The sequence below is a fragment of the Amedibacillus sp. YH-ame6 genome (genome assembly GCF_053848845.1).
Genome location: NZ_JBSPEZ010000017.1, coordinates 1 through 21,429, shown reverse-complemented (window position 1 = coordinate 21,429; position 21,429 = coordinate 1). Strand labels below are relative to the sequence as shown.

Annotated in this window: 25 protein-coding genes, 1 tRNA gene and 1 pseudogene; 6 read left to right on the top strand and 21 right to left on the bottom strand. The window is 34.8% G+C overall.

Annotation, left to right across the window (positions count from 1 at the left end; translation table 11 throughout):
• Together yqeH and ACWG0P_RS11250 are read right to left on the bottom strand one after the other, a co-directional pair.
• Positions 1-1,080 carry a ribosome biogenesis GTPase YqeH gene (yqeH, locus tag ACWG0P_RS11255; protein ID WP_455791089.1) on the bottom strand — a complete coding sequence of 360 codons (1,080 nt, stop codon included), beginning with the start codon at positions 1,078-1,080 and terminating at the stop codon, positions 1-3.
• A complete protein-coding gene (locus tag ACWG0P_RS11250) occupies positions 1,073-1,597 on the bottom strand; it encodes a YqeG family HAD IIIA-type phosphatase (RefSeq protein WP_455801798.1) in 525 nt (174 codons plus the stop codon). The genes yqeH and ACWG0P_RS11250 overlap by 8 nt, the downstream gene beginning before the upstream one ends.
• A 169-nt stretch (positions 1,598-1,766) precedes the next feature.
• On the opposite strand from ACWG0P_RS11250, the gene ACWG0P_RS11245 reads away from it, so the two are divergent.
• The 4 genes from ACWG0P_RS11245 to ACWG0P_RS11230 all read left to right on the top strand — a co-directional run bounded on the left by ACWG0P_RS11245 (position 1,767) and on the right by ACWG0P_RS11230 (position 5,248).
• Positions 1,767-2,411 (top strand): TetR/AcrR family transcriptional regulator, encoded by a 645-nt coding sequence (locus ACWG0P_RS11245; RefSeq protein WP_455801797.1) that lies wholly within the window; start codon positions 1,767-1,769, stop codon positions 2,409-2,411.
• A gap of 72 nt (positions 2,412-2,483) precedes the next feature.
• Positions 2,484-3,710, top strand: a complete 1,227-nt coding sequence (locus ACWG0P_RS11240) for an MFS transporter (protein WP_455801796.1) — start codon at positions 2,484-2,486, stop codon at positions 3,708-3,710.
• Between the two features lie 46 nt (positions 3,711-3,756).
• On the top strand, positions 3,757-4,797 hold the full coding sequence (locus ACWG0P_RS11235; protein WP_455801795.1) for a M42 family metallopeptidase: 1,041 nt from the start codon (positions 3,757-3,759) through the stop codon (positions 4,795-4,797).
• A gap of 1 nt (position 4,798) precedes the next feature.
• Positions 4,799-5,248 carry a GNAT family N-acetyltransferase gene (locus ACWG0P_RS11230; RefSeq protein WP_455801794.1) on the top strand — a complete coding sequence of 150 codons (450 nt, stop codon included), beginning with the start codon at positions 4,799-4,801 and terminating at the stop codon, positions 5,246-5,248.
• A gap of 11 nt (positions 5,249-5,259) precedes the next feature.
• Here ACWG0P_RS11230 and sigK read toward each other — a convergent pair whose 3' ends face one another.
• From sigK to ACWG0P_RS11200, 6 genes are all read right to left on the bottom strand, one after another.
• Complete coding sequence (gene sigK, locus ACWG0P_RS11225) at positions 5,260-5,973, bottom strand: RNA polymerase sporulation sigma factor SigK (protein WP_455791079.1); 714 nt, start codon at positions 5,971-5,973, stop codon at positions 5,260-5,262.
• 70 nt (positions 5,974-6,043) lie between these two features.
• Positions 6,044-7,090: a hypothetical protein gene (locus ACWG0P_RS11220; RefSeq protein ID WP_455801793.1), complete on the bottom strand. Its 1,047-nt coding sequence runs from the start codon at positions 7,088-7,090 to the stop codon at positions 6,044-6,046.
• Complete coding sequence (locus ACWG0P_RS11215; protein WP_455801792.1) at positions 7,087-7,728, bottom strand: GNAT family N-acetyltransferase; 642 nt, start codon at positions 7,726-7,728, stop codon at positions 7,087-7,089. The genes ACWG0P_RS11220 and ACWG0P_RS11215 overlap by 4 nt, the downstream gene beginning before the upstream one ends.
• 143 nt (positions 7,729-7,871) lie before the next feature.
• Positions 7,872-8,597: a sigma-70 family RNA polymerase sigma factor gene (locus ACWG0P_RS11210; protein WP_455791075.1), complete on the bottom strand. Its 726-nt coding sequence runs from the start codon at positions 8,595-8,597 to the stop codon at positions 7,872-7,874.
• Positions 8,578-9,009, bottom strand: a complete 432-nt coding sequence (gene spoIIAB, locus ACWG0P_RS11205) for an anti-sigma F factor (protein WP_455801791.1) — start codon at positions 9,007-9,009, stop codon at positions 8,578-8,580. Before spoIIAB ends, ACWG0P_RS11210 begins: the two co-directional genes overlap by 20 nt.
• Positions 9,006-9,323 (bottom strand): anti-sigma factor antagonist, encoded by a 318-nt coding sequence (locus tag ACWG0P_RS11200; RefSeq protein ID WP_455791072.1) that lies wholly within the window; start codon positions 9,321-9,323, stop codon positions 9,006-9,008. The genes spoIIAB and ACWG0P_RS11200 overlap by 4 nt, the downstream gene beginning before the upstream one ends.
• A gap of 300 nt (positions 9,324-9,623) precedes the next feature.
• On the opposite strand from ACWG0P_RS11200, the gene ACWG0P_RS11195 reads away from it, so the two are divergent.
• Positions 9,624-10,730: an IS110 family RNA-guided transposase gene (locus tag ACWG0P_RS11195; RefSeq protein ID WP_455801790.1), complete on the top strand. Its 1,107-nt coding sequence runs from the start codon at positions 9,624-9,626 to the stop codon at positions 10,728-10,730.
• Between the two features lie 63 nt (positions 10,731-10,793).
• On the opposite strand, the gene ACWG0P_RS11190 is transcribed toward ACWG0P_RS11195, so the two are convergent.
• The 9 genes and pseudogenes from ACWG0P_RS11190 to ACWG0P_RS11150 all read right to left on the bottom strand — a co-directional run bounded on the left by ACWG0P_RS11190 (position 10,794) and on the right by ACWG0P_RS11150 (position 17,095).
• The gene (locus ACWG0P_RS11190) at positions 10,794-10,967 is read right to left on the bottom strand and encodes a hypothetical protein (protein ID WP_455801789.1); all 174 of its coding nucleotides are present in this window, start codon (positions 10,965-10,967) and stop codon (positions 10,794-10,796) included.
• Positions 10,957-12,207: an NAD(P)/FAD-dependent oxidoreductase gene (locus tag ACWG0P_RS11185; RefSeq protein WP_455801788.1), complete on the bottom strand. Its 1,251-nt coding sequence runs from the start codon at positions 12,205-12,207 to the stop codon at positions 10,957-10,959. The genes ACWG0P_RS11190 and ACWG0P_RS11185 overlap by 11 nt, the downstream gene beginning before the upstream one ends.
• On the bottom strand, positions 12,207-13,631 hold the full coding sequence (locus ACWG0P_RS11180; RefSeq protein WP_455801787.1) for an FAD-dependent oxidoreductase: 1,425 nt from the start codon (positions 13,629-13,631) through the stop codon (positions 12,207-12,209). Before ACWG0P_RS11180 ends, ACWG0P_RS11185 begins: the two co-directional genes overlap by 1 nt.
• Positions 13,632-13,816: 185 nt before the next feature.
• Positions 13,817-14,254, bottom strand: coding sequence for a MarR family winged helix-turn-helix transcriptional regulator (locus ACWG0P_RS11175; RefSeq protein ID WP_455789489.1), 438 nt, complete (start codon positions 14,252-14,254; stop codon positions 13,817-13,819).
• Positions 14,255-14,339: 85 nt separating this feature from the next.
• Complete coding sequence (locus tag ACWG0P_RS11170; protein WP_455789624.1) at positions 14,340-14,543, bottom strand: Rho termination factor N-terminal domain-containing protein; 204 nt, start codon at positions 14,541-14,543, stop codon at positions 14,340-14,342.
• Positions 14,538-14,891 (bottom strand): annotated as a pseudogene (rplT, locus tag ACWG0P_RS11165) (50S ribosomal protein L20); the annotation flags it as partial. The pseudogene rplT and the gene ACWG0P_RS11170, both read right to left, overlap by 6 nt.
• A gap of 14 nt (positions 14,892-14,905) precedes the next feature.
• Positions 14,906-15,100 carry a 50S ribosomal protein L35 gene (rpmI, locus tag ACWG0P_RS11160; protein WP_455789490.1) on the bottom strand — a complete coding sequence of 65 codons (195 nt, stop codon included), beginning with the start codon at positions 15,098-15,100 and terminating at the stop codon, positions 14,906-14,908.
• Between the two features lie 28 nt (positions 15,101-15,128).
• Positions 15,129-15,680, bottom strand: coding sequence for a translation initiation factor IF-3 (infC, locus tag ACWG0P_RS11155; protein ID WP_455789625.1), 552 nt, complete (start codon positions 15,678-15,680; stop codon positions 15,129-15,131).
• Between the two features lie 188 nt (positions 15,681-15,868).
• On the bottom strand, positions 15,869-17,095 hold the full coding sequence (locus ACWG0P_RS11150; RefSeq protein WP_455801833.1) for a DUF6348 family protein: 1,227 nt from the start codon (positions 17,093-17,095) through the stop codon (positions 15,869-15,871).
• An 86-nt stretch (positions 17,096-17,181) separates the two neighbouring features.
• Between ACWG0P_RS11150 and ACWG0P_RS11145 the strand changes: the two genes are divergently transcribed.
• Positions 17,182-17,257: transfer RNA gene (locus tag ACWG0P_RS11145), tRNA-Lys, on the top strand.
• A 389-nt stretch (positions 17,258-17,646) separates the two neighbouring features.
• Here the strand turns inward: ACWG0P_RS11145 and ACWG0P_RS11140 are convergent.
• The 4 genes from ACWG0P_RS11140 to rimO form a co-directional block, all read right to left on the bottom strand.
• Entirely contained in the window at positions 17,647-18,675 is a 1,029-nt protein-coding gene (locus tag ACWG0P_RS11140; RefSeq protein ID WP_455801786.1) for a GH25 family lysozyme, read from the bottom strand.
• Positions 18,676-18,765: 90 nt separating this feature from the next.
• Positions 18,766-19,257, bottom strand: coding sequence for a GNAT family N-acetyltransferase (locus ACWG0P_RS11135; RefSeq protein WP_455801785.1), 492 nt, complete (start codon positions 19,255-19,257; stop codon positions 18,766-18,768).
• A gap of 123 nt (positions 19,258-19,380) precedes the next feature.
• Positions 19,381-19,857 (bottom strand): DNA-deoxyinosine glycosylase, encoded by a 477-nt coding sequence (locus ACWG0P_RS11130; RefSeq protein WP_455801784.1) that lies wholly within the window; start codon positions 19,855-19,857, stop codon positions 19,381-19,383.
• Positions 19,851-21,152 (bottom strand): 30S ribosomal protein S12 methylthiotransferase RimO, encoded by a 1,302-nt coding sequence (gene rimO / locus ACWG0P_RS11125; protein WP_455801783.1) that lies wholly within the window; start codon positions 21,150-21,152, stop codon positions 19,851-19,853. Before rimO ends, ACWG0P_RS11130 begins: the two co-directional genes overlap by 7 nt.
• Positions 21,153-21,429 lie beyond the last annotated feature (277 nt).

The following is a 21,429-nucleotide window of genomic DNA, read 5'->3' as shown; positions in this document are numbered from 1 at the left end:
TTATATCATAGCCTTTCTAAATGTTACATTGCCATTTTTTGGCACAAACACTTTACATGTTTCTACATTTCCACTAATACAAAACCATCCCAAACCATGGATGACAACATCAACCTTATCACGTACATGATGTAATTCAAAAGTACGCATGTCTGTATAATTCTCATCTAGAGCTGGTGATAATAATTCACCTAAATGTTCACTCCACAATTGATTTGCTTTTTCTGCTTTACTACGGTGCAATTTTAATCGATCACTAAAATACGCAACACAGCTCACTTGCTCACAACCAATCAAATCCAAACGCACTAACCCTCCTAGGGATAAGGTTTGGGATTCATAAAACTGATATCCTCTTGCCTTTAATGGTTTTAAAGGAATTAACGTTTTTAATAGCTTGTCATCGATGTGTGTGAGTAAAGAATCCATTCTAGTTAAACCTGGTGTATCATAAATCACAAAGTCATGATGCTCTATTTCATTGAAATCCAAGGTTGTTCCTGGATGTCTTGAGGTAGTTAAATCCTGTGTATCACACATCGCATTTAACAAGGTGCTCTTTCCAGCATTTGCCATTCCCATGACAACCACATCACGTCCATTGCGATAGTATTCCATTGCATATTCTACTTCATCAATGGAATCGTTGTATTCTTTTGTGGCATGTTTTACCAAGTCTCCACAAATTACAATTCCTTTTACTTTAATATCTAAATCCTTTAAACGTGCCATAATGAATTTTGATAGTTTTTCATTTCCAATCGTAACTGGCAATAAATCTCGCTTCGTTGCGACCATGATAATATCTTTTCCCATCAAATGGCGATTAATGCCTGGTAATATATTTGCTTCAAAATCGAATAAGTCTACAACCCAAAGAATTAAGGCATCTTTTTCTTGTACCTTTGTTAGTACTGCATCACTATCAATTCCTTGTTTCATAGAAATTACAACATCATCGTAATGGCGAATACGAAAACAACGTTTACAATAGTCAGCTTCCATCTTAGGTGTATACCCAATGGCTTGTTCATCATGATTTTGTAATACAACTCCACAACCTTTACAGATTTTACTCATCAAATTCTCCCTTCGTCAACTTCTTCGTTACTTTCAATAATTTAAACACTATATTTTCCGCAATTCGGTTGACTTTTGTAAATGATAAATCTCGTTCTACAGCCTGCGCTGTTAAAATCGTATGTAACCCCATCATATTAGCACCTAACACATCGGTCATCAGTTGATCTCCAAGTACCGCGATGTGTTGTTTCGATACCTTTATATCTTTTATGATTCTTCGGTAGGTCTTTGGTAATGGCTTCATAGCGAATGGATAACATAATACATCCAATCCTTTCGCAAATACATGCACACGCTCTTCTACATTATTACTTATAAAAATAACCTGAATACCTGCCTCTTGAATAGCTTTCAAGAATCTCAAAACATCCTCATCTGGCTGTGCAACATCGTGTGGTACTAATGTATTGTCGATATCGCATAGCAACACTTGAATACCATGATCTAAAAGATATTGTACACGCAATGCGCGATAGTTATGTATATAATAGTTAGGGGTAAATAATTTTAGCATAAAATCTCCTTTTTTCAAGCATCATTGTACCATATTTTTCTATCCCCGTGTAGTAAAAGCTTTGGTGCGCGTTAATTATTTACAACTTTCCTATATTCTTTCCTTTACAACGCTATTTTACTATGTTATATTTCATACATACCGAACGTATGTATGTAATGGAGGCGCCATGGCAAGAAATAAATATCCAGAACAAACGATTAAGAAAATACTGGACACAAGTCTTCGACTATTTTCAGAAAAAGGATATGAACAAACAACCATTCAAGATATTGTACATGATCTAGGTATGTCCAAAGGTGCTATATATCATCACTTCAAAAGCAAAGAAGAAATTTTATTAGCTCTAGGAAATCATTACTATAACGATCATGCTATGTTTGGCAATATTAAAGAACGAGATGATTTAACAGGATTAGAAAAAATTCGTGAAATCTTTGTATTGCAACTTTCTAACCAAAGCAAAGCAGATATGGATGTACTCACCATTAACATTTGGAAAGATCCTAAGTTCTTTATGATGGATATGAAAAATAACTTAACTGAGAATCCATTGGCGATTATGGGCATGCTTGAAGAAGGAATGGCTGATGGAAGTATTCGTAAACAAGATGCAAAATGTCTTGCTCAAGTTGTCTTGATGCTTGTGAATTATTGGGTACTTTCCCCTATTACTGGATTTTCCCCAGAAGATTTAAAAACGAAGATTCATTATCTAAGATATTTCACCGATGCCATTGGACTACCTGTTATCAATGATCATGTAGAACAATTAGCGTTTGAATACTTCGATCGCTTAGCAAAAGCTGTTTAATACTACCCTAGTGGTAGTTTATTTAAACCAATATACATACCGTCGTTCGGTATTATAAGAAAGGGAACAATTATGAAACTATTAAAAAACCGCAATTTCTCACTTATGATTTTAGGACAAATCATTTCTCTATTTGGTAATTCTATACTACGTTTTTCTATTTCTTTGTATATTCTTGAAGAGAGTGGCTCCGCCGCAATCTTTGCGACAATTCTCTCCATTTCTATTCTTCCAACAATCTTGTTGTCCCCTATTGGTGGAATTCTAGCGGATCGTGTGTCTCGTAAACATATCATGTTGGTATTGGATTTTATTACATCTGCGATTATTTTTGGATTCTCTCTATTTGCCTTACAAGGAAATGTCCCTATTTTTATCATCGCAACAGTAATGATTTTATTATCTATCATTCAAGCATGTTATCAACCATCTGTGCAATCTAGTGTACCCTTATTAGTAGAGAGCAATGAACTTGTTACTGCCAATGGATTGGTTGTGCAAATCAACGCATTATCTACCTTATTAGGACCCATCCTAGGAGGAATTTTATTTTCCTTCATTCCTTTCCCCAATTTATTATGGATTGCGGCCGGGAGCTTCTTTTTCTCTGCAATCATTGAATGCATTATGAAAATACCTTATCAAAGAATGGAACGTAAAGAAAACGTCATCAAAACATCTTTATCAGATATAAAAGAAGGTATGCATTTCATCATGAAAGTAAAGCCTACACTCTTTGGTTTATTGATTATTCTTGCATTGTTAAACATGGTTTTATCAAGCCTACTTACGGTTGGTCTTCCAGTTATATCCAATATCACCTTACAATTACCTCCTATTTTCTACGGTTGGTTAGAGGCAAGTATTGCGATAGGTTCTATCGTTGGTAGTATTGCATTATCTGTTTTCTTCAAAAAAACAACCATAAAAGAATCTTATAAATTTTTATTATTTGGAAGTATCGCGGTTTCTTTGATTGGTGTCGCATTACTTTTTAAAGATAGTGCCTATATGAGCTATGCTCTTGTCTTATTTGCAAGTGTGCTTTCTATGGCATTTGCGGCTATATTTAATATTTTAGCACAAACCTATCTACAACAAGCAACTCCTGAACATCTCTTAGGAAAAGTAAGTTCCTTTGTCACAATGATTGTGATGTGTTCTTATCCAATTGGTCAATCCCTTTACGGTTACTTTTTTGAAGTATTTTCAGATCAACAGTTTTTCATTATCTTTATCGCAAGCATCTTATCAATCATCATTTCATTACAAACGAAAAGAAAACTAAAAGATATATAATTCCCCTTTGATTATGATACAATAAGTATATTATTGGAGGTTATTTATGAATACAAATATCAAAAAAGAAACGATTGAATACGTTACAAGAAAGTTAATTGAAACACCTAGTCCTGTTGGATATTATGAACAAATTCAACCAGTATTTGAAGAATTAGCACACCAATATGGCTATGAAGTAAGTTATGATCGTAAGCGAACTGCTTATATAAAAGTAGAAGGAAATGATACTAGCAAAACTATTTGTGTAGGAGCTCACTTAGATACAATAGGTCTTATGGTACGTCATATCTGTGATAATGGTACTCTTGAACTAAGAAATTTGGGTGGTGTCAATTATAATAACTGTGAAGGATGTAGTGTTCACATTCATACAAGGGATGATCGTTTCTATACTGGATTGCTGGTATGCAAAGCACATTCTACACATGTATTTGATGAAGCAAGAAGTGATGTTCGTGAAGAAGCAAATATGATGGTCATCTTAGATGAACCAGTTACTACTGCACAACAAGTACGTGATTTAGGAATTGAACATGGAGATATTATTTCGATTGACCCTGATTATCACTATACAGAAAAAGGTTATATAAAATCACGTTTCATCGATGATAAGGCTGCAGTTGGTGCTGTATTTGCAGTGCTTGAACTTATGAAGCAACAACAGATAAAACCAGCATATACTACGTTGTTTGCTTTCCCATTATATGAAGAGATTGGACATGGTGGAGCATATTTACCACCTGAAGTCGAAGAATATGTTGCCTTAGATATAGGTTTGATTGGACCAGATCATACAGGGAGTGAGTACAAAGTATCCATTTGTGCGAAAGACAATTACACCCCATATGATCGTGAACTTACAAGTAAACTTATTCATCTAGCTAAACAAAACGAGATTGCATATAGTGTAGATGTATTTTACCATTATGGTACAGATGCAAGTGCAGCGATTCGTGCAGGAAACAATGTCTATGCCGCAGCTTTTGGAATGGGATGTTTTGCATCGCATGGGATGGAGCGATGCCACATTGATGCAGTAGTAGAAACTTCTAACTTATTATTGGCTTATATATTGAGCAAATAAAATGCATGTTATAAAAGTCAAGGATCACCCTGAAAAAGCAGAGAAAGCCATTCTTTGGTTTCATCAAAAATGGAAGTACCCACTCATCGCCTATCAAAAGAGTATCCAAGCATCATTTACCTCTGCTATTCCCGCTTGGTATATAATCGAAAATGATCATAATGAAATCATCGCTGGTGCTGGACTGATTGAGAACGACTTCCATGACCGTAAGGACCTTCATCCTAATATATGTGCCATATGGGTGGAAGAAAGCTATCGTAGACAAGGTATCGCAAAACAACTATTGCAACATATATGTAAAGATGCATCTAGCATGGGGCTAGCACACTTGTACCTTGTTACTTCTCATACAAGCTTTTATGAACAATGTGGTTGGAGTTTTTTAACCATGGTAAAAGATGCGGATGGTAGTGCTTTACGTATGTATAGGATCGAATTAAAAAAATAAGACAACGCGTCTTATTTTTTCTTTCGATCCTTTTTCTTATCTTCCTTTTGAAATTCTCGATAGATTTTCATAAAGGCTCTTTTTTCTATGCGAGAAACATAAGAACGAGAGATTCTTAGTTGTTTTGCAATTTCTCTTTGTGTTAATTCCTCTTGTCCATATAAGCCAAATCGCTTTGTAACGATTTCTAATTCTCGATTATCTAATACATGAATGAAGCGTTTTAGTTTCTCAATGTTATCTGCTACCATCATATCATCTATGATGCTCGTTGTTTCAGGAGAAGATATGGCATCAATCAACATAATCTCACTTCCATCCTTATCTGTCGCGATTGGTTCATTTAAGGATACATTTTGAAAGTAATTCTTTGAACTACGTAAGTACATTAAAATCTCGTTTTCAATACACTTCGATGCGTACGTGGTAAGTTTATGTCCCTTTTCTGGTTTAAAAGAATCAATTGCCTTAATCAATCCAATGGTACCAATACTGATTAAATCTTCTGTCTGTTCCTTTTTGAAATCATATTTCTTTACGATATGCGCAACCAAACGAAGGTTGTGTTCAATCAATTTGTTTCTAGCTTCTTCATCGTTCTTAGACAATAATTCAATAAATTTTTCTTCGTCTTGTTTATCGAGTGGTTGTGCAAAGGAATTACTACGAATGTATCCTACATAACACAACGCATTAGAGAGTACTTCGAATATGGTTGTAAACATGTTATCACCTATTGTACTATATGAAATTTTAAAGAAAGTTAGAAGTAAAGAAAAAGACTATTTCTCTGTCTTATAGATATCCTTTATAATACACAGGAAATGTCATCTTTTCATTGATTTTTTCTAATGCAATTTCAAATCCATCGATATCAAATATCGCAACATCGATATAGGAATAGTATTCCCCTACAGCTCCACCCATAGTTCGTGCAATTGACATTGGATACAACAAATCATGTAGCTCTTTTTCCAATTGTTGACGAACAAGTGCTTCTTTTTCATCATCGTATAATACTTCGTAATATAAGAAGCCATATTCCCCACCTAAATTTACAAAGTCCTTACATGTATCATATTGTTTATTTAACAATTCTTCTTGTAATTGTGGATTGGTAGTGATAATAAGTTTACGATCATTACGTAACGTTTCACTCACTGGTTTTTCATCCAATTTATAGGCAAGATATATAGACAAAGGATCATGATATTCCATCCAATCACGTTCTACAATGATATCACAGATATCTTCATATAAGTTTGGAAGTAAACATACATCTTCTTCATCACTTTCTTCATCTAGAATTTCCACATGAGAAATACGTGCTTCGAATTCTAATTCTCCTAGATATAGTTCTAGCATATAGGCCGTTATAGAACTCTTCTTATCATCTTCTAATTCTTTTAATCCTTCACAATATACTTTTAGTAGAAGTGTCTTTGATGTATCATCGATTGTATAATACACTTTGAAGTCTGCCCCAGTATATTGTTTTCCTTGAATTTCCAATACAGAGTTCAAAGCTTTTTCACTTAAAGGTTGACGAAAGGCATTGATAATCCAGTCTTCACTTAGTTGTTTGGGCGCATCTTTCTTTAGAAGAGCTGCCGCTAGTTGTGAAGTTTTATTACCTGCTGTATCAAATGTCATTTCATAAAAACCAGTTTCACTCATTTCAATTTCCATTTTACAAGCACTTATGGTTTTCAAGTGTTCATTAAAATCTAACAACATACGTTGTACTTCTTGTGCATTACTTTCTTTTAAAGCTGTTTCTAAATCGTTTTGGTTTTGTGTAAAATACTTCCAAAAGTTTTGTACTCTATGTTTTAAATTCATTTGGATTCCTTTTCCCTTCTGTTCAATAAATTGTATTGTATAACATCATCGTTTTCATGAGAAATTGTACTCATCAACATAAAACCATATCGTTCATATAGCTTTAAGTTTTCTTTATGATGGGTTTCCATCGTGATATCACAATGACGCAAGCTTGCTTCTTCAACAATTTGCTCTAGCATTGTACCCGCAAGCCCTTGTCCGCGCTTTTCTTCACGTGTTGACAATAAGTCTAAGTGTAAGTAATCTTCCCTTACGAAGTCTTTAATCCATCGTGAGGTAAACATATCCCAACAAGAGATTAAATGACGTATCCCACTCCAAGAAAAGAGTCGAATAATAACAATTAACATCTTTAAGTTCAATGAAACTACGCGTAAGCAATATCGTTTGTTTTCTAATGCGGAATCAAATACCACCATAATACAATCTTGTTTCTTATCATTGGCAACAAAATAACAATATGGTCGTATAAGTTGTATGTAATGTTTGAAATATTTATTTAAAAATAATTCACGTTTTTTATCATCTTTAAATAAAGTACAGTATAAATCGTCCATGTAGAAATCTTTAGCGAAGGTTTTATAAAGTCGATCTATTTCATGATCGCTCAAATAATATAAATCTGCTAGTGCCATGTTTACACTCCATTCTTTTCAGTCATGTATTATATCATAGATTCTTCTTCTAGTACAAGTCACTACAACTGCTATCCCAACTAGAAAAGACAATGCTACCTCATTTGGAAGAATAACATTGTCTATTGGGTGTGCTTAATATCTTATGATGGAACTAGACGAGATTTTAATTTCTCTAAGATTTTCTTTTCTAATCTTGATACTTGTACTTGTGAAATATGCAGTTTAATCGCAATATCCTCTTGTTTCATAGCCAAATCATAACGATAATGCAACAACAATTGTTCTCTTTGTTCTAAGCGTGATACTTCATCACGTAAAGAAACCATCATCACAATGTCTTCTTCATTTTGATTGCTAATTTTATCTTCTAAAAGAATTGGAGAACCATCGTTTTCATATATTGTTTCATCCAATGAGTATATGAACTGATTGGCTTCAAATGCTAAGATAACATCACTCACATCCATCTGCAAAGCATTTGCTATCTCTTGATACGTAGGGTCTCGATTAAGTTTTTGCATTAAAACCTCTTTTGTCTTAATCATTTGTAGGTATCCTTCTTTTAAAGATCTAGAAATACGAATACTTCCATCATCTCGAAAGAATCGTTTAATTTCGCCCATAATAATAGGAACTGCATATGTAGAAAATTTCACTTGATAACTAGTGTCAAAATTATTCAATGCTTTCATTAACCCCACGCAACCAATTTGAAATAGATCATCTTGTGTCACCCTTTGTTTTGAAAATCGTTTCACAATAGAATACACAAGTGCACTATTTTGTTTTACAAACTGGCTCTTTGCCTCTTCATCCCCTGTTTTGATCTTTGTGATCAATTCTTCATTAGTCGCTTGCGTTTCCATTTGGAATTCTTTTCGTGATCTCTACTAATGTCCCGCTCCCCTTTTGTGATGTCACATGAAATTGATCTGCGAATGCTTGCATAATTGTCATTCCCATTCCACTTCTTTCTAAATGTGCTTTGCTTGTGTACATTGGTTCCATCACTTGTTCGATATCCTCAATACCACAACCTTCATCACGTACTTCCATATGTATACATTCTTCATCATAAAACACATGTAGTTTTACCATACCTTCTTCTTTTTCATACCCATGAATCATAGCGTTAACAACTGCTTCCGCTAACATTGTCTTTAACTCCATTACGCAATCCATCGGTAAATTCAATGGCATTAAAAATGCAACAACACTCGTTCTAGCAAACGATTCATTCTCTAATCTACTTAAAAATTCCAATTTCATCTCGTTCATAATTTAACCCCATTCCTCTCATGTTTCATAATCTGAAACACACCAGACATCTGAAACAATACCTGATTGCTCTTTGATAGATTACATAAAACAAGTTCACTGTTCATCTTCAGTAGTTGTTTATAACGTGCTAAAACAAATCCAATACCTGTACTATCGATAAACGTAACTTCTTCAAAATCCATCATTACTTTTTCTGGCTTATATTTCTCAATTAAATCAATGCATATTTGTTTGAGATTACATACGCTCAGGTTATCGAAATCTCCATAAAAATAAAAATATAAGATTCCATTAGAATATTGATGTTTCATAATTTCCTCCATTCCTCCGCGCTTCGCACGCGGGCACAAATATTTTATGAAACTACTACAATTCCAAGTGCTGTTATGCTACCATATAAGAGAGGTAGTATACTACAGAGCACGTGGAGGTGAGTAGGTAATTCTTACTCAAGAATATCCTGAATAATTATAAGTTGCCGTCATCTTTTCAAGCACAAATAAGTAGGACTTTGAGCCTGTACACTTATAATTGATTCATCAATTTAAGTCGAATAGCTTAGATGACAGTCAATGCTACCTCTCTTCTTTCAATGAAAGGAGAGTTTTTTTATGAAGATTGTTCGTCCTATTTGCTGTGGTATGGATGTCCACAAAAATCTTATTGTTGCCACCATTGGTATTACTGATTTAGACTCTCGTATTACCAAATACATCCAAGAAGATTTCTCAACCCTAAATTTTGATTTGCTTCGCTTGAAGAATTGGCTTAAATCCTATGATTGCTTTGACGTTTGTATGGAATCTACAGGCAAGTATTGGATTCCTATTTTCAACATTTTAGAAGATGAAATCAACGTCTTCCTTACACACCCCAAATATGTTAAAGCTATCAAAGGTAAGAAAACTGACAAGAAGGATTCAAAATGGATTTGTGATTTATTCAAACACGATCTCATCAAGTTTTCTTTTATTCCTCCCAAAGAAATCAGAGCTTTGAGAGAAATTTGTCGATACCGATATAAACTGATTTGTATGCGCTCTAGCGAACGTAATCGGTATCAAAACTGCATGACTGTTTCAAACGTTGGTTTAGCTAGTGTAGTCAGTGATCCATTTGGAAAAACCGCTACAGCCATCATGCAGGAAGTTTTATCTTCCGACGTTATTAATGATGCTAAGATTCTAAAACTGATTCATGGTTCTTGTAAAAATAAAGACAAAATCCTGGATTCTCTACTTGGTTCAAAAATCGAAACAGATCAGCGCTTCAAAATGACAGAATCCATGCATCATATGGAAGAACTATCTGCACATATTCTTTCTTGTGAATTAGAAATGGTCAAACGCGTCCTTCCTATGATGGATCAATGCACTCAAATAGCCAAGCTTAAGGGCTTTGGGATGCTATCTGCTATCGTTGTCATTTCCGAAATTGGAATTGACATGCATCAGTTTGAATCTGACAAACAACTTGCTTGTTGGGCTGGTCTTGCTCCTGCAAATAATGAGAGCGCCAAAAAGAAGAAATCCGTTCGTATTTCTAAAGCTGGACAGTATCTGAAACCGTTACTTGTTCAATGTGCTTTAGCCGCTACCAAAGATAAAGAATCTTATTTTGGATTAAAATATAGTAGAATCAAAAACGTCGTGGTCATAAGAAAGCAATTATTGCAATTGCTAGAATGTTGCTTGTTTCAATTTACCACATGCTACTAACTGGAGAAACATTTAATCCCTCTGATATTGAATCTTTTCAGAACCCTAAGCCATTTCAATCATTCAATTTAACACCAGATATTGCATTACAATTTCTTCAACAATCAGGGTATGATATATCTTCTGTTCAACTTCCACCTTGTTCTTGAGTTTTGATAAATGCTTTAAATTTTTCACTAACTTCTTTTTAGGTTTGTCTTTTTTTATACTATCATCACTTTTTGTTTCACACTTCATTCACCTCCACGCTTACTTCTTGGGTTAACGTTCCTAAATCTTCTTTCTTCACTTTGATACGTTCCATTTCTGCTGGCAATAAGTATCTTTTCTTAATCGTTTTAATAATGCGTTCTCCATCTTTTATAACTACCTCTACATGCTTACAAGGAAGTGTTGGTCGAAAACAAATTGTGATATCTTTTTGAGGCGTGGATGATACATATTGAGGCATTACATAAGATACACCTTGTTTTGCGATACAACGAATATCACGACTTCCTCGTACTTGATGAAGGATATCATTGGCGGCACTCTCTCCTGCTTCACTTGCCTCCATACTTACATAATCCACGATATCATGCACATGCAAAGCATTTCCACATGCATAAACATGAGGAATATTGGTTTCAAAGTATTCATTTACAACCGCACCTTTGGTTCTTGCGTCTAATGTAATTCCTGCACTTACTCCAAGTTCATTCTCTGGAATCAATCCAATGGATAATAATAAGGTATCTACTTCAAAGGTTTTCTCTGTTCCTTTCATAGGACGTTTTTGTTCATCAACTTCTGCAATTACAATACGTTCCACATGATCTTTCCCTTGAATATCCACCACTGTATGAGATAGATATAAAGGTATATCGTAATCCTTTAAACACTGTACGATATTCCTTGTTAAACCATTGCTATAAGGCATGATTTCCGCAACACCAACTACATTTGCTCCCTCTAGTGTCATTCTTCTTGCCATGATCAAACCAATATCACCACTTCCAAGTATAAACACTTTCTTTCCTACACGAATATTTTCAAGGTTTAAATAACGTTGCGCACTTCCTGCTGTATATACTCCTGGAAGACGCTTTCCTGGAATTTGTATTGCTCCACGATTTCTTTCATAACATCCACTCGCAAATACAATACTCTTTGCTTGTACCCACACATATCCTTCTTCATCATTTACATATAATACTTCTCGATCTTCGTGTACTTCTAAAACAGTCGTATTAATTTTATAGGCAATACCTTCTTTTTCTACTTGTTCCATATAACGTTGCGCATACATCGGTCCACTTAATTCTTCTTTAAATACTTGCAAACCAAATCCATTATGAATACATTGTTGTAAGATACCACCCAATTCTTCACTGCGTTCTAAAATTAAAATATCTTCAATCCCCATTTCTCTTGCCTTTAATGCAGCGCTCATACCTGCACTACCCCCACCAATGACTACCATATCGTATCGTTTCATTATCTTACCCCCTTGCTTACTTCAAAGTAAGTTTCACCATCATATGGGACTTCCTCTAATGGAATATTTAATTCTCTAGCTAATATTCTTGCGACTTCTATTTCACAAAATCCACCCTGACATTTCCCCATGCCTGGGCGCACACGTTTCTTAACTCCTTTGATGCTACGTGCGCCACAAGGACGATGTATACAATCCACAACTTCCTGTTCACTAATTTCTTCACAACGACAAATGATATGTCCAAATGCTTTATTATGTTTAATAAGTACTTGTTTCTCAGTAAGAGATTTATCCTGCATGCGTTCTTGTACCATACGATGCTGATACTTTGCTTTACGTTTTAAATTCATGGCAGGAAGAACGAATTCATTCACCACATATTCTCCAATGGCTGGTGCACTCGCAAGGCCTGGTGAATCAATGCATGCACAATGAATAATCTGTTTGCTAGCTTTTGAATACTCACAAAAGAAATCATTATCATTTCCTGTTGGACGAAGTCCACTATACGTATGAATTACTTCTTGATAAGGAACATTCGTTAATGTCTTTGATAGTTTTTCTTTTACACTTGCTAGTCCTTCACTTGTTGTAGAAGTATCTTCATCCATTTCTAATTCACTATTAGGACCTAATAAAGTATTTCCATGAACAGTAGGAATTGCCAAAACCCCTTTTCCTACTTTTGTAGGTACTGGATATATAATTTCATTTACAAATCCCTTTGCTCGTTTGGATAATATGAAATATTGCCCTCTCTTTGGTGTAATATGAAACAATGGATTTTCTTCGATCATCTCCATCACTCTTTGTGCACCAATACCCGCAGCATTGATCAACATATCCACTTGATAGGTTCCTTTTGTAGTCGTAACACATATCACATTGTCTTCTTTCTTTACATCTATGACTTCTTCACCTAGTTTGATATCACAAGCATTTAACAAGCATTCATCCAACAAAGCATTGCACACTTCCCATGGTGTAATCACTGCTGTACTTGGAACATCCATTGCTTTTGTCACCGCTTCTGAAATATTAGGCTCACGTTGTAAAATCTCTTGACGAGTCAAATAGGTTACATCGATATTTCTTCGTACTGCTCTTTGATACAACGTTTCCAATTCTTTTTCTTCCTCTTCTCCACAAGCCGCAACAATCGCACCACATTTTACATAATCTACATGAAGCTGTTTACAAATGGATGGATACATATCCGCTCCTCTTTTGTTCAATTTTCCCTTTAGTGTTCCTTCTTCTGGATCATATCCTGCATGTACAATAGCACTATTTGCGGCACTCACTTCTTCACAAATATCGTGATGTTTTTCAACAATCGTAACGTGCACATCAAACTGCGACAACTCATGGGCTATAAAACTTCCTATAATGCCCGATCCAATAACCATAATCTCTTTCATATTTATCCTCCTAACAACACAAAAAAACGAGATACCAAAAAATGATTTCCTCATCTGATACTCGTTTTCTCTATCAACTATTAACTTTTATGAATTTATTATAGCATCTACTCCATGAATTGAACAGTCAAACTTTCGCATTTTACAAAATTCAACATAAAAAAGATCCAAACCAAAGTCAGGATCTAATATTTTGATTTAAAGAATTCCATTATATTACGGAGGGATTGTATAAGTTCTTGTTCTTTATCAAGTTCAAGTTCATTTAACAACTTCTCAATCATCTCATCATGAAAACGACTATGTTCTTCAAGTACATGATTTGCTTTATCCGTAAGTTGTAAACGTACGATACGTTTATCTTTTTCATCCTTTAAGCGTTCTACATATCCTTTTTTTACTAGCTTTGAAGTAGAAACTGTCAACGTTCCTTGTGTTACCATCAAACGTTTCGCAATTGCTGACATCATTTTTGATTCGCTTTTTTCTATATTTTCTAGAATATGTACTTCTGTCATAGATAATGTTACACCATGATCACGTAGATTTTTTTCTTCTATCAATAAGATATGGTTAAATAAATCTACTAAAAGCTCATTTAATGTATGACGTGTATTCAACATGTTTTCTCCTCCTTTACTAAGGATATTTCTATATTGTCTTATCTTCAAGAAAAAGCACCTGTAAGGTGCTTTTCATATGTTTGAATTATTTGCTTAATGCTTCAATTAATTCAGCTTTTTTCATTGTAGAAAAACCTTCTACATTTTTTTCTTTTGCAAGATCGCGTAATTCAGCAACTTTTAAAGAAGCTAAATCTGTTGTTTCAGTTTTTGCTACTGCTTTTTCAGCTTTTACTTCTTCCTTAGCAACTGGAGCTTCTACTGCAGCTACAGCTTTAGGATTAGCGATTGCTTTTTTTGCAGTTTCAACGATTGCAGTGAATCCTGCAGCATCATGAATTGCAATTTCAGCTAACATTTTACGGTTGATTGTAACGTTCGCTAATTTTAAACCATGCATTAATTTAGAATATGAAATATCGTTCATTCTAGCTGCAGCGTTGATACGTGCAATCCACAATTTACGCATATTACGTTTTAAATCTTTACGGTCATTGTATGCATATTTGAATGAATGCATAACTTGCTCATGAGCAGTTTTATATAAAATATGTTTAGCTCCAAAATAACCTTTTGCTAATTTTAATACTTTTTTTCTTCTCTGACGTGTTGTATATCCACCTTTAACTCTTGGCATTGTTTATTCCTCCTCTATTTCACTAACATCTGTTTGATACGTTTGAAATCTGTATCATGTACAGTGCTAGACTTTCTTAAGTGACGTTTCTGTTTTGTTGTTTTCCCATGGAAACGGTGAGAAGTATAAGCATGACTTCTTTTTAATTTTCCTGAACCAGTCTTTTTAACACGTTTTGCTAGTCCACTATGTGATTTCATTTTTGGCATTAGTAGTACCTCCTCTTATTAATGTTAACTATTTTTTCTTTGGTGCCAATACGCAAGACATTGTATTACCTTCAAGAAGAGGTCTCTTCTCAACGTTCGCAATATCTGCTATTTCTTCAGTGAAGCTATTCATAATTTTTTTACCAACTTCAAGTCTTGTAATTAAACGTCCTCTAAAACGCATATCTACTTTAACCTTCATTCCGTCTTCGATCCATTTACGTGCATGACGCATTTTTGTATCAAAGTCGTGTTTATCAATAACTGGTGATAAACGAATTGGCTTCACCTCCGTAACCTGCTGATTACGTTTCGCTTCTTTTGCCTTTTTCTGTTGCTCAAAACGATACTTTCCATAATCAAGCACCTTACATACAGGTGGAATCGCTTTAGGCGCAACACATAACAAATCAAGTTCTTGATTGTATGCAATTTCTAAAGCTTCACGACGCATCTTAACACCAAGCTTATCTCCGTTTGCGTCAATAACCATAACTTCTTTAAACTTGATTTTTTCATTGACTAAGTCGTCGTTTACATTGTTAGGAATAACTTTCTTATTTATAATAGACACCTCCATTTGCTGCCATAAGAAAAGCGGGTACACATTATGCACCCGCTCAATAACCATACTCATAATTTCTTTACGATATGATGTAGCTTTTACCTATGCCTTAAGACATCAGGTGAGAAGGGGTGCTTCTAACTTTCCACTAACTTTTCTGCTTGTTAATGATAACACACCTTTATACACTCGTCAATCTTTTTTTATTTAAGTTTATAATTGGAAGGAATACGTATCCCAATTCCTGGCAACAACAATTCTTCCATTTGATTTCCTTGTGCTAATGCTTGCTGAATTGCCTTTGCATTTGCACTATACTGAAGCACGTTTTCAATCACATCTCGTGATAACATCTCATTGTTTAAATGTTCAAACACACAATCTTTTACCAATTCATAACTAGAGACCTGATCTTTATGAAATTCTTTTGTTTCTTCCCCTTTTCGCACCAAATAAACTGCATCTTTAAACTCCACCTTTGCATAAGCATATATACAATAGAATTCAGGAATCATAGAAAATATTTCATACGCTAGGGATTCATCATTACATTGTTTCAACAATTGCTTCCGAATAGCTTTATATTCTTCCACTGATTTGCACTTATCAAAACTATGGATTGCTTGTAGTATCACTTGTTTTATATTCACAACTTCTTCTATAAATGGCTGTGCTTGTTCATCTACTTTCATTAATAAAATCCCTTGTTTTTCTGTATGGTATGCATCCAAACAATTCCACTCTTCTGCATACGCAATCATTTTCTCACTCAGTGCACTAATCTCTTTCCCATTGATTTTCACTTCGCAAATAACATTATCTTTATTCTTTGAGGCAAAAGTGCGAATCCAATACACTTTATCATTGCGAACATACCCCAACAAATCTTCTCTTAACATATCCCAGAAGTCACCTTCTAAGACGCCTTCACGTCGTCCCACACCATTGATTTCGCTTCGATAAAGCGCATATTCATCTTGAACAACACGTTCCTTATGCATAATAGTACCTGGTGTTAACGCTTCTAAATAAAGGGCTAATATATGTTCATAGAAACTTTGTGCAGCATTATGTATAGCATCCACCAACGTATCTCCACTTGCCGCAACAGATTCTACAATAGGTTCTTGTAACCATTCATGATGAAGTTGATATACAATCTGAGCAACATTGTCTTGTAAAGAAGCGACATCTGCATATACATAGATATCATAGTCTTCTATGATAAAAGCATCCTTACGAACCTGTCCATTGCAAAGGGGTACAAGTGAAGTCAATGCCAAAATATCATTATTCTCTAACGATTCCTCATCGTTACGTTGTTTATTTTTTCGAAATAACACAAGCATCTTCCTCTCCATACGATATGTTTTATTATACAACATTTCTCCTTTTCTTTCTAGGTTTCCACTCGCAAACCACAACATCACATATTCCAAATGATTGGCTTTTTTTATAAAATTGTCTTGTTTTTTTTTATATATTTGATATAATAACCTAGCAAGTAAAAAGATATGACTTCTTAGCTCAGCTGGCAGAGCAACTGACTCTTAATCAGTGGGTCCAGGGTTCGATTCCCTGAGAGGTCACCATGAAAAAAATAACCTTTGAATAGAAATTCTTATTCGAAGGTTTTTTTCTTCTAAAAAAGCATCCTCTAGGATAAGAGTGATGCTCGTATTGCTTATCTATTTAAAATCATCTGTTTCATGATGTCTCTCCAATGTTTACAATAAGCTTTATCGCAGTATTTATGTTCTATACTGCACATACATTTCTGTTTTTGTGTATCTTTCTTCATATTTCACTCTCCTTTCCACACATGAAATACACCTATCGGTGTTCATAATACATATAATTATATGAGATAATACGTTTACGAATTCAATATTTCAGTTTTTATAGTATAACACAGAACCACAAAAAAAGCGAACATAGTAAAACGTTCCCATTTCAATGAGCAGAAACAGGAACGCTTTTTTTATCTTGGAATCCTTATTTGTTGCCCGCTATAGATTAGGCTTGGATTTGCGATTCCATTGTATTGTGCTAATGCTTGATACGTGGTTCCATAATTTGCCGCAATACCACTCAATGTATCTCCTGGTTTTACAATATAAACTATATCGCCACTTCCTCCTGGTACACTCTTCTCATCATCAATGACTTGATCATTTGCCCATCCAGTTCCATGATTGATAAGATATGGATGCTCTGCCCCAACGATTACTTTGGTAATGACACCTTCTTTGATTGCTAGAGCGGATTTGGGATACCAATTCCCTCCATTGCTCTGTGTCCATAATCCAGTGTAAGTAACTGGTGTTCCTACAGCATATTTAGGGGTTGGGGATGGAGTTGGTGGTGTAGGATCTACGGTTGGAGTTCCATACCCATTTAATCCTTGTTCCTTGATAATCACTGGATAATCATAATAGGCGTAATCCATATCCAATCGTCCATTATGGCCTGGTATAGAACCATCACTTGTATACTGCCACATTCCATAAGGTAATGAATAGCTATTAGTAATTGCCCATTGTGCAACCCATTTATCAAAGCGATCCAATCTACTTGAATTTATACGATTGGTTAACCAATCAAGATTCGCATAAATCCCTGCATAGAATCCTGCTTGTTCCAAAGCATCACAGGTGTAGTAACAAGTCTCTACATTCATTTCATTACGAACATTCAAACTCGCTTTCCATCCATCCGCATCTTCCATATCAATATAACATGGATACAATGGTTTACATGACTTGCACAGCCCAATAAATCCATCTGCTTCTACTTTCATTTCCTCTTTATTACTTACATAAGAATAGTGATACAATCCATAAGGAATCCTTAAGCGATCACATTCCTTCACATTGCGTCGAAATTGTTTATCTTCTACAAAGTGTCCCCAACTAGAACGAATGATCACAAAAGACAAACCCTGTGCTTTCATATTCTCCCAATTGATAACACCATTGTGTTCAGATACATCAATCCCTCGTATTGGCATACATATTCCTCCTTCCCTCACATACTACGTGGTGATCGCAATATGGTATATGTATTTGTGTACGTGAAAGAAAAAAAGCACCTACGTGCTCTATAAATCTAATTGAAGAATATAATCATCCATGATAAAGCCATTGCCAATATCGCTTTCTACAGAATCTACAACATAGAAGTTCTTTGCTTTATATACATCTAAACTGTGAGTATTGTATTTATTACAAGTTAAATAGATTGCTTTTTTGTGATGTTCTTTCGCAAAAGCAATGGCTTGTTTTAACATCGCAGAAGATAATCCTTTTCCACGACTTTCTTTTTGTAAATATAGTTTACTCAAGAACAAACGCTCTTCCTCTAACTTTACACCACAATATCCAATTAAGGTTTGCTCTTCATACGCTAGAAAATAGGTATAGTCTTCCTCTTCTATCGCATGCTTAATTGCTTTATAGCTTTGAAACTTCTCCACCATATATTCAATTTGTTCTAGTGTAATTATATTGATAAAATATTCATGCCAAATTTCATTCGCCTTTTGCGCAAGTTCTTTTAATTGTTCATCCGTTTTACACATGATAATTTCCATAAAGTACCTCCATATTTTCTTTTTATTATAGGACGAGACTTCGAAAATGTCTACGAAAATATAGAATCAATTAAAAATAAATATGCAAAAAGAAGTCCTTTTCCAAGAACTTCCCTTATCGTTTTATAGGTTATGTAGGGCGTCTACCCATTTTTGAATCAATGCTTCTTCTTTTAAACTTCGATTGGCATTGCTTGTACTTGGTACATATATACAAGAAACTTGTAAGTGAGAAAAATATTTCTGATACAAATCATAACTCTTCTTCCCATTACATAGAACTGTTGTGATTTGTGGATATTGTTTTAACAGTGCTTCGATATCGTTTACAACAACATTTCGAATGGCGCTATCTAAACTCCCCTCTCGCTCACAACTACCAATCACATCCCATAATATCAAATGTTGTGTTTGGATGATGTTCTTCTTTTCTTCATAGGAATCTATCGGCATATCATAACATACATGCATGATGTTCCAAAAGCGATTATGTTTAAATCCATAGTATTCTTGTTTATCAAGTGAGGTTACACTTGGCATAGAGCCTAGAATTAACGCTTTCGGCTCCTTTGACAAAATTGGATCTAACCCTTTTAACAAACTTCTTCTCCTATGAGATCATGAGGAAGAGCGCTTGTTATGTTTACATTTACAAAGCTACCAAATGGTATGTAGCGTTCACTTTTAAACATAACAATCCCATCGACTTCATCTGGTGCACTACTAGCACCTCTTCCGCGATACATTCCAGTCAATCCCTCTTGATCTTCAACCAATACTTCGATTGTTTTTCCAATCATTGCTTTTTGATTTTCATAAGATATTTCTTCTTGACGTTTCATCAAATGCGCAAGACGTGTTTCTTTTTCTTCTTCACTCACATCTTGTTTCATTTCAAAAGCAGGTGTATCTTCTTCTGGCGAATACGTAAATGCGCCCATACGATCCCAATGTACATCTTCTACAAATCCCATCAATTCATCAAAGTCTTCTTTCGTTTCTGTTGGGAACCCAATAATAAACGTTGTACGCAGTGTCGCTTGTGCAAATGTAGCACGAATCTTTTTCACAAGGGATAGTACCTCTTCCTTACTACCTCTACGATTCATTGCTTCCAACATACGATTGTTCGCATGTTGCATAGGAATATCGAAATATGGTAACACTTTTGGTAATTTCGCCATTCCCTCTATCAACTCTTCATCAATTTCATCTGGATACATATATAATATACGAATCCAATGAAATCCTTCGATTTCATGTACCTTCTGTAAAAGATCTAACAAGGAGCGTTTCTCATACAAATCCACACCATACTTTGTAGTATCTTGTGCAATTAAAACAAGTTCTTTTACACCACGCTTCGCAAGTTCTTTTGCCTCTACGACCAATTGTTCCATAGGAAAGCTTACATTCCCTCCACGAATCAAAGGAATTGCACAATAGGTACAACGATTGCTACATCCTTCTGCTATCTTTAAGTATGCACTCCAAGGTTTTGAAGAAACTTTGCGTTCGCATTTATCATAGCTAATCAAATCTTTTCCATTTAACAATTCCCCTAATATCTCATGAAGATGAGGGTACTCTTTAATACTAATCACCGCATCAATTTCAGGTATCTCTTGTTGTAGAGTATCTTTATAGCGCTGCGCTAAACACCCTACCACAATTAACTTCTTACAATTTTGCTGTTTATATTCTGCCATTTTAAAGATTGTGTTAATTGCTTCTTCTTTTGCAGAATTGATAAATCCGCATGTATTGATAATAATCGCCTCTGCTTCTTGTGCATTGGCAACCAATTCATGTTGTCCACTCGTAATCATGCCCATCATTTTTTCACTGTCCACTAGGTTTTTACTACATCCTAATGATATAAATCCTATTTTCATAATTTCCTCCATTCCTCCGCGCTTCGCACGCGGGCACAAATATTTTATGAAACTACTACAATTCCAAGTGCTGTTATGCTACCATATAAGAGAGGTAGTATACTACAGAGCACGTGGAGGTGAGTAGGTAATTCTTACTCAAGAATATCCTGAGTAATTATAAGTTGCCGTCATCTTTTCAAGCACAAATAAGTAGGACTTTGAGCCTGTACACTTATAATTGATTCATCAATTTAAGTCGAATAGCTTAGATGACAGTCAATGCTACCTCTCTTCT

Bases quoted from the DNA above. Each gene is read 5' to 3' on its own strand.
- ACWG0P_RS11210 (WP_455791075.1), bottom strand. From the start codon at position 8,597: ATGGAAACGCAAGCGACTAATGAAGAATTGATCACAAAGATCAAAACA.
- ACWG0P_RS11180 (WP_455801787.1), bottom strand. From the start codon at position 13,631: ATGAAAGAGATTATGGTTATTGGATCGGGCATTATAGGAAGTTTTATA.
- ACWG0P_RS11195 (WP_455801790.1), top strand. From the start codon at position 9,624: ATGAAGATTGTTCGTCCTATTTGCTGTGGTATGGATGTCCACAAAAAT.
- yqeH (WP_455791089.1), bottom strand. From the start codon at position 1,080: ATGAGTAAAATCTGTAAAGGTTGTGGAGTTGTATTACAAAATCATGAT.
- sigK (WP_455791079.1), bottom strand. From the start codon at position 5,973: ATGTTTACAACCATATTCGAAGTACTCTCTAATGCGTTGTGTTATGTA.
- ACWG0P_RS11220 (WP_455801793.1), bottom strand. From the start codon at position 7,090: ATGAATTTAAAACATAGAGTACAAAACTTTTGGAAGTATTTTACACAA.
- ACWG0P_RS11245 (WP_455801797.1), top strand. From the start codon at position 1,767: ATGGCAAGAAATAAATATCCAGAACAAACGATTAAGAAAATACTGGAC.
- ACWG0P_RS11135 (WP_455801785.1), bottom strand. From the start codon at position 19,257: ATGGAAATTATCATGTGTAAAACGGATGAACAATTAAAAGAACTTGCG.
- ACWG0P_RS11235 (WP_455801795.1), top strand. From the start codon at position 3,757: ATGAATACAAATATCAAAAAAGAAACGATTGAATACGTTACAAGAAAG.
- ACWG0P_RS11230 (WP_455801794.1), top strand. From the start codon at position 4,799: ATGCATGTTATAAAAGTCAAGGATCACCCTGAAAAAGCAGAGAAAGCC.
- infC (WP_455789625.1), bottom strand. From the start codon at position 15,680: ATGGAGGTGTCTATTATAAATAAGAAAGTTATTCCTAACAATGTAAAC.
- ACWG0P_RS11215 (WP_455801792.1), bottom strand. From the start codon at position 7,728: ATGGCACTAGCAGATTTATATTATTTGAGCGATCATGAAATAGATCGA.
- ACWG0P_RS11190 (WP_455801789.1), bottom strand. From the start codon at position 10,967: ATGAAGTGTGAAACAAAAAGTGATGATAGTATAAAAAAAGACAAACCT.
- ACWG0P_RS11175 (WP_455789489.1), bottom strand. From the start codon at position 14,254: ATGTTGAATACACGTCATACATTAAATGAGCTTTTAGTAGATTTATTT.
- ACWG0P_RS11250 (WP_455801798.1), bottom strand. From the start codon at position 1,597: ATGCTAAAATTATTTACCCCTAACTATTATATACATAACTATCGCGCA.
- rpmI (WP_455789490.1), bottom strand. From the start codon at position 15,100: ATGCCAAAAATGAAATCACATAGTGGACTAGCAAAACGTGTTAAAAAG.
- spoIIAB (WP_455801791.1), bottom strand. From the start codon at position 9,009: ATGAACGAGATGAAATTGGAATTTTTAAGTAGATTAGAGAATGAATCG.
- ACWG0P_RS11140 (WP_455801786.1), bottom strand. From the start codon at position 18,675: ATGCCAATACGAGGGATTGATGTATCTGAACACAATGGTGTTATCAAT.
- rimO (WP_455801783.1), bottom strand. From the start codon at position 21,152: ATGAAAATAGGATTTATATCATTAGGATGTAGTAAAAACCTAGTGGAC.
- ACWG0P_RS11185 (WP_455801788.1), bottom strand. From the start codon at position 12,207: ATGAAACGATACGATATGGTAGTCATTGGTGGGGGTAGTGCAGGTATG.
- ACWG0P_RS11240 (WP_455801796.1), top strand. From the start codon at position 2,484: ATGAAACTATTAAAAAACCGCAATTTCTCACTTATGATTTTAGGACAA.
- ACWG0P_RS11200 (WP_455791072.1), bottom strand. From the start codon at position 9,323: ATGAAACATCAATATTCTAATGGAATCTTATATTTTTATTTTTATGGA.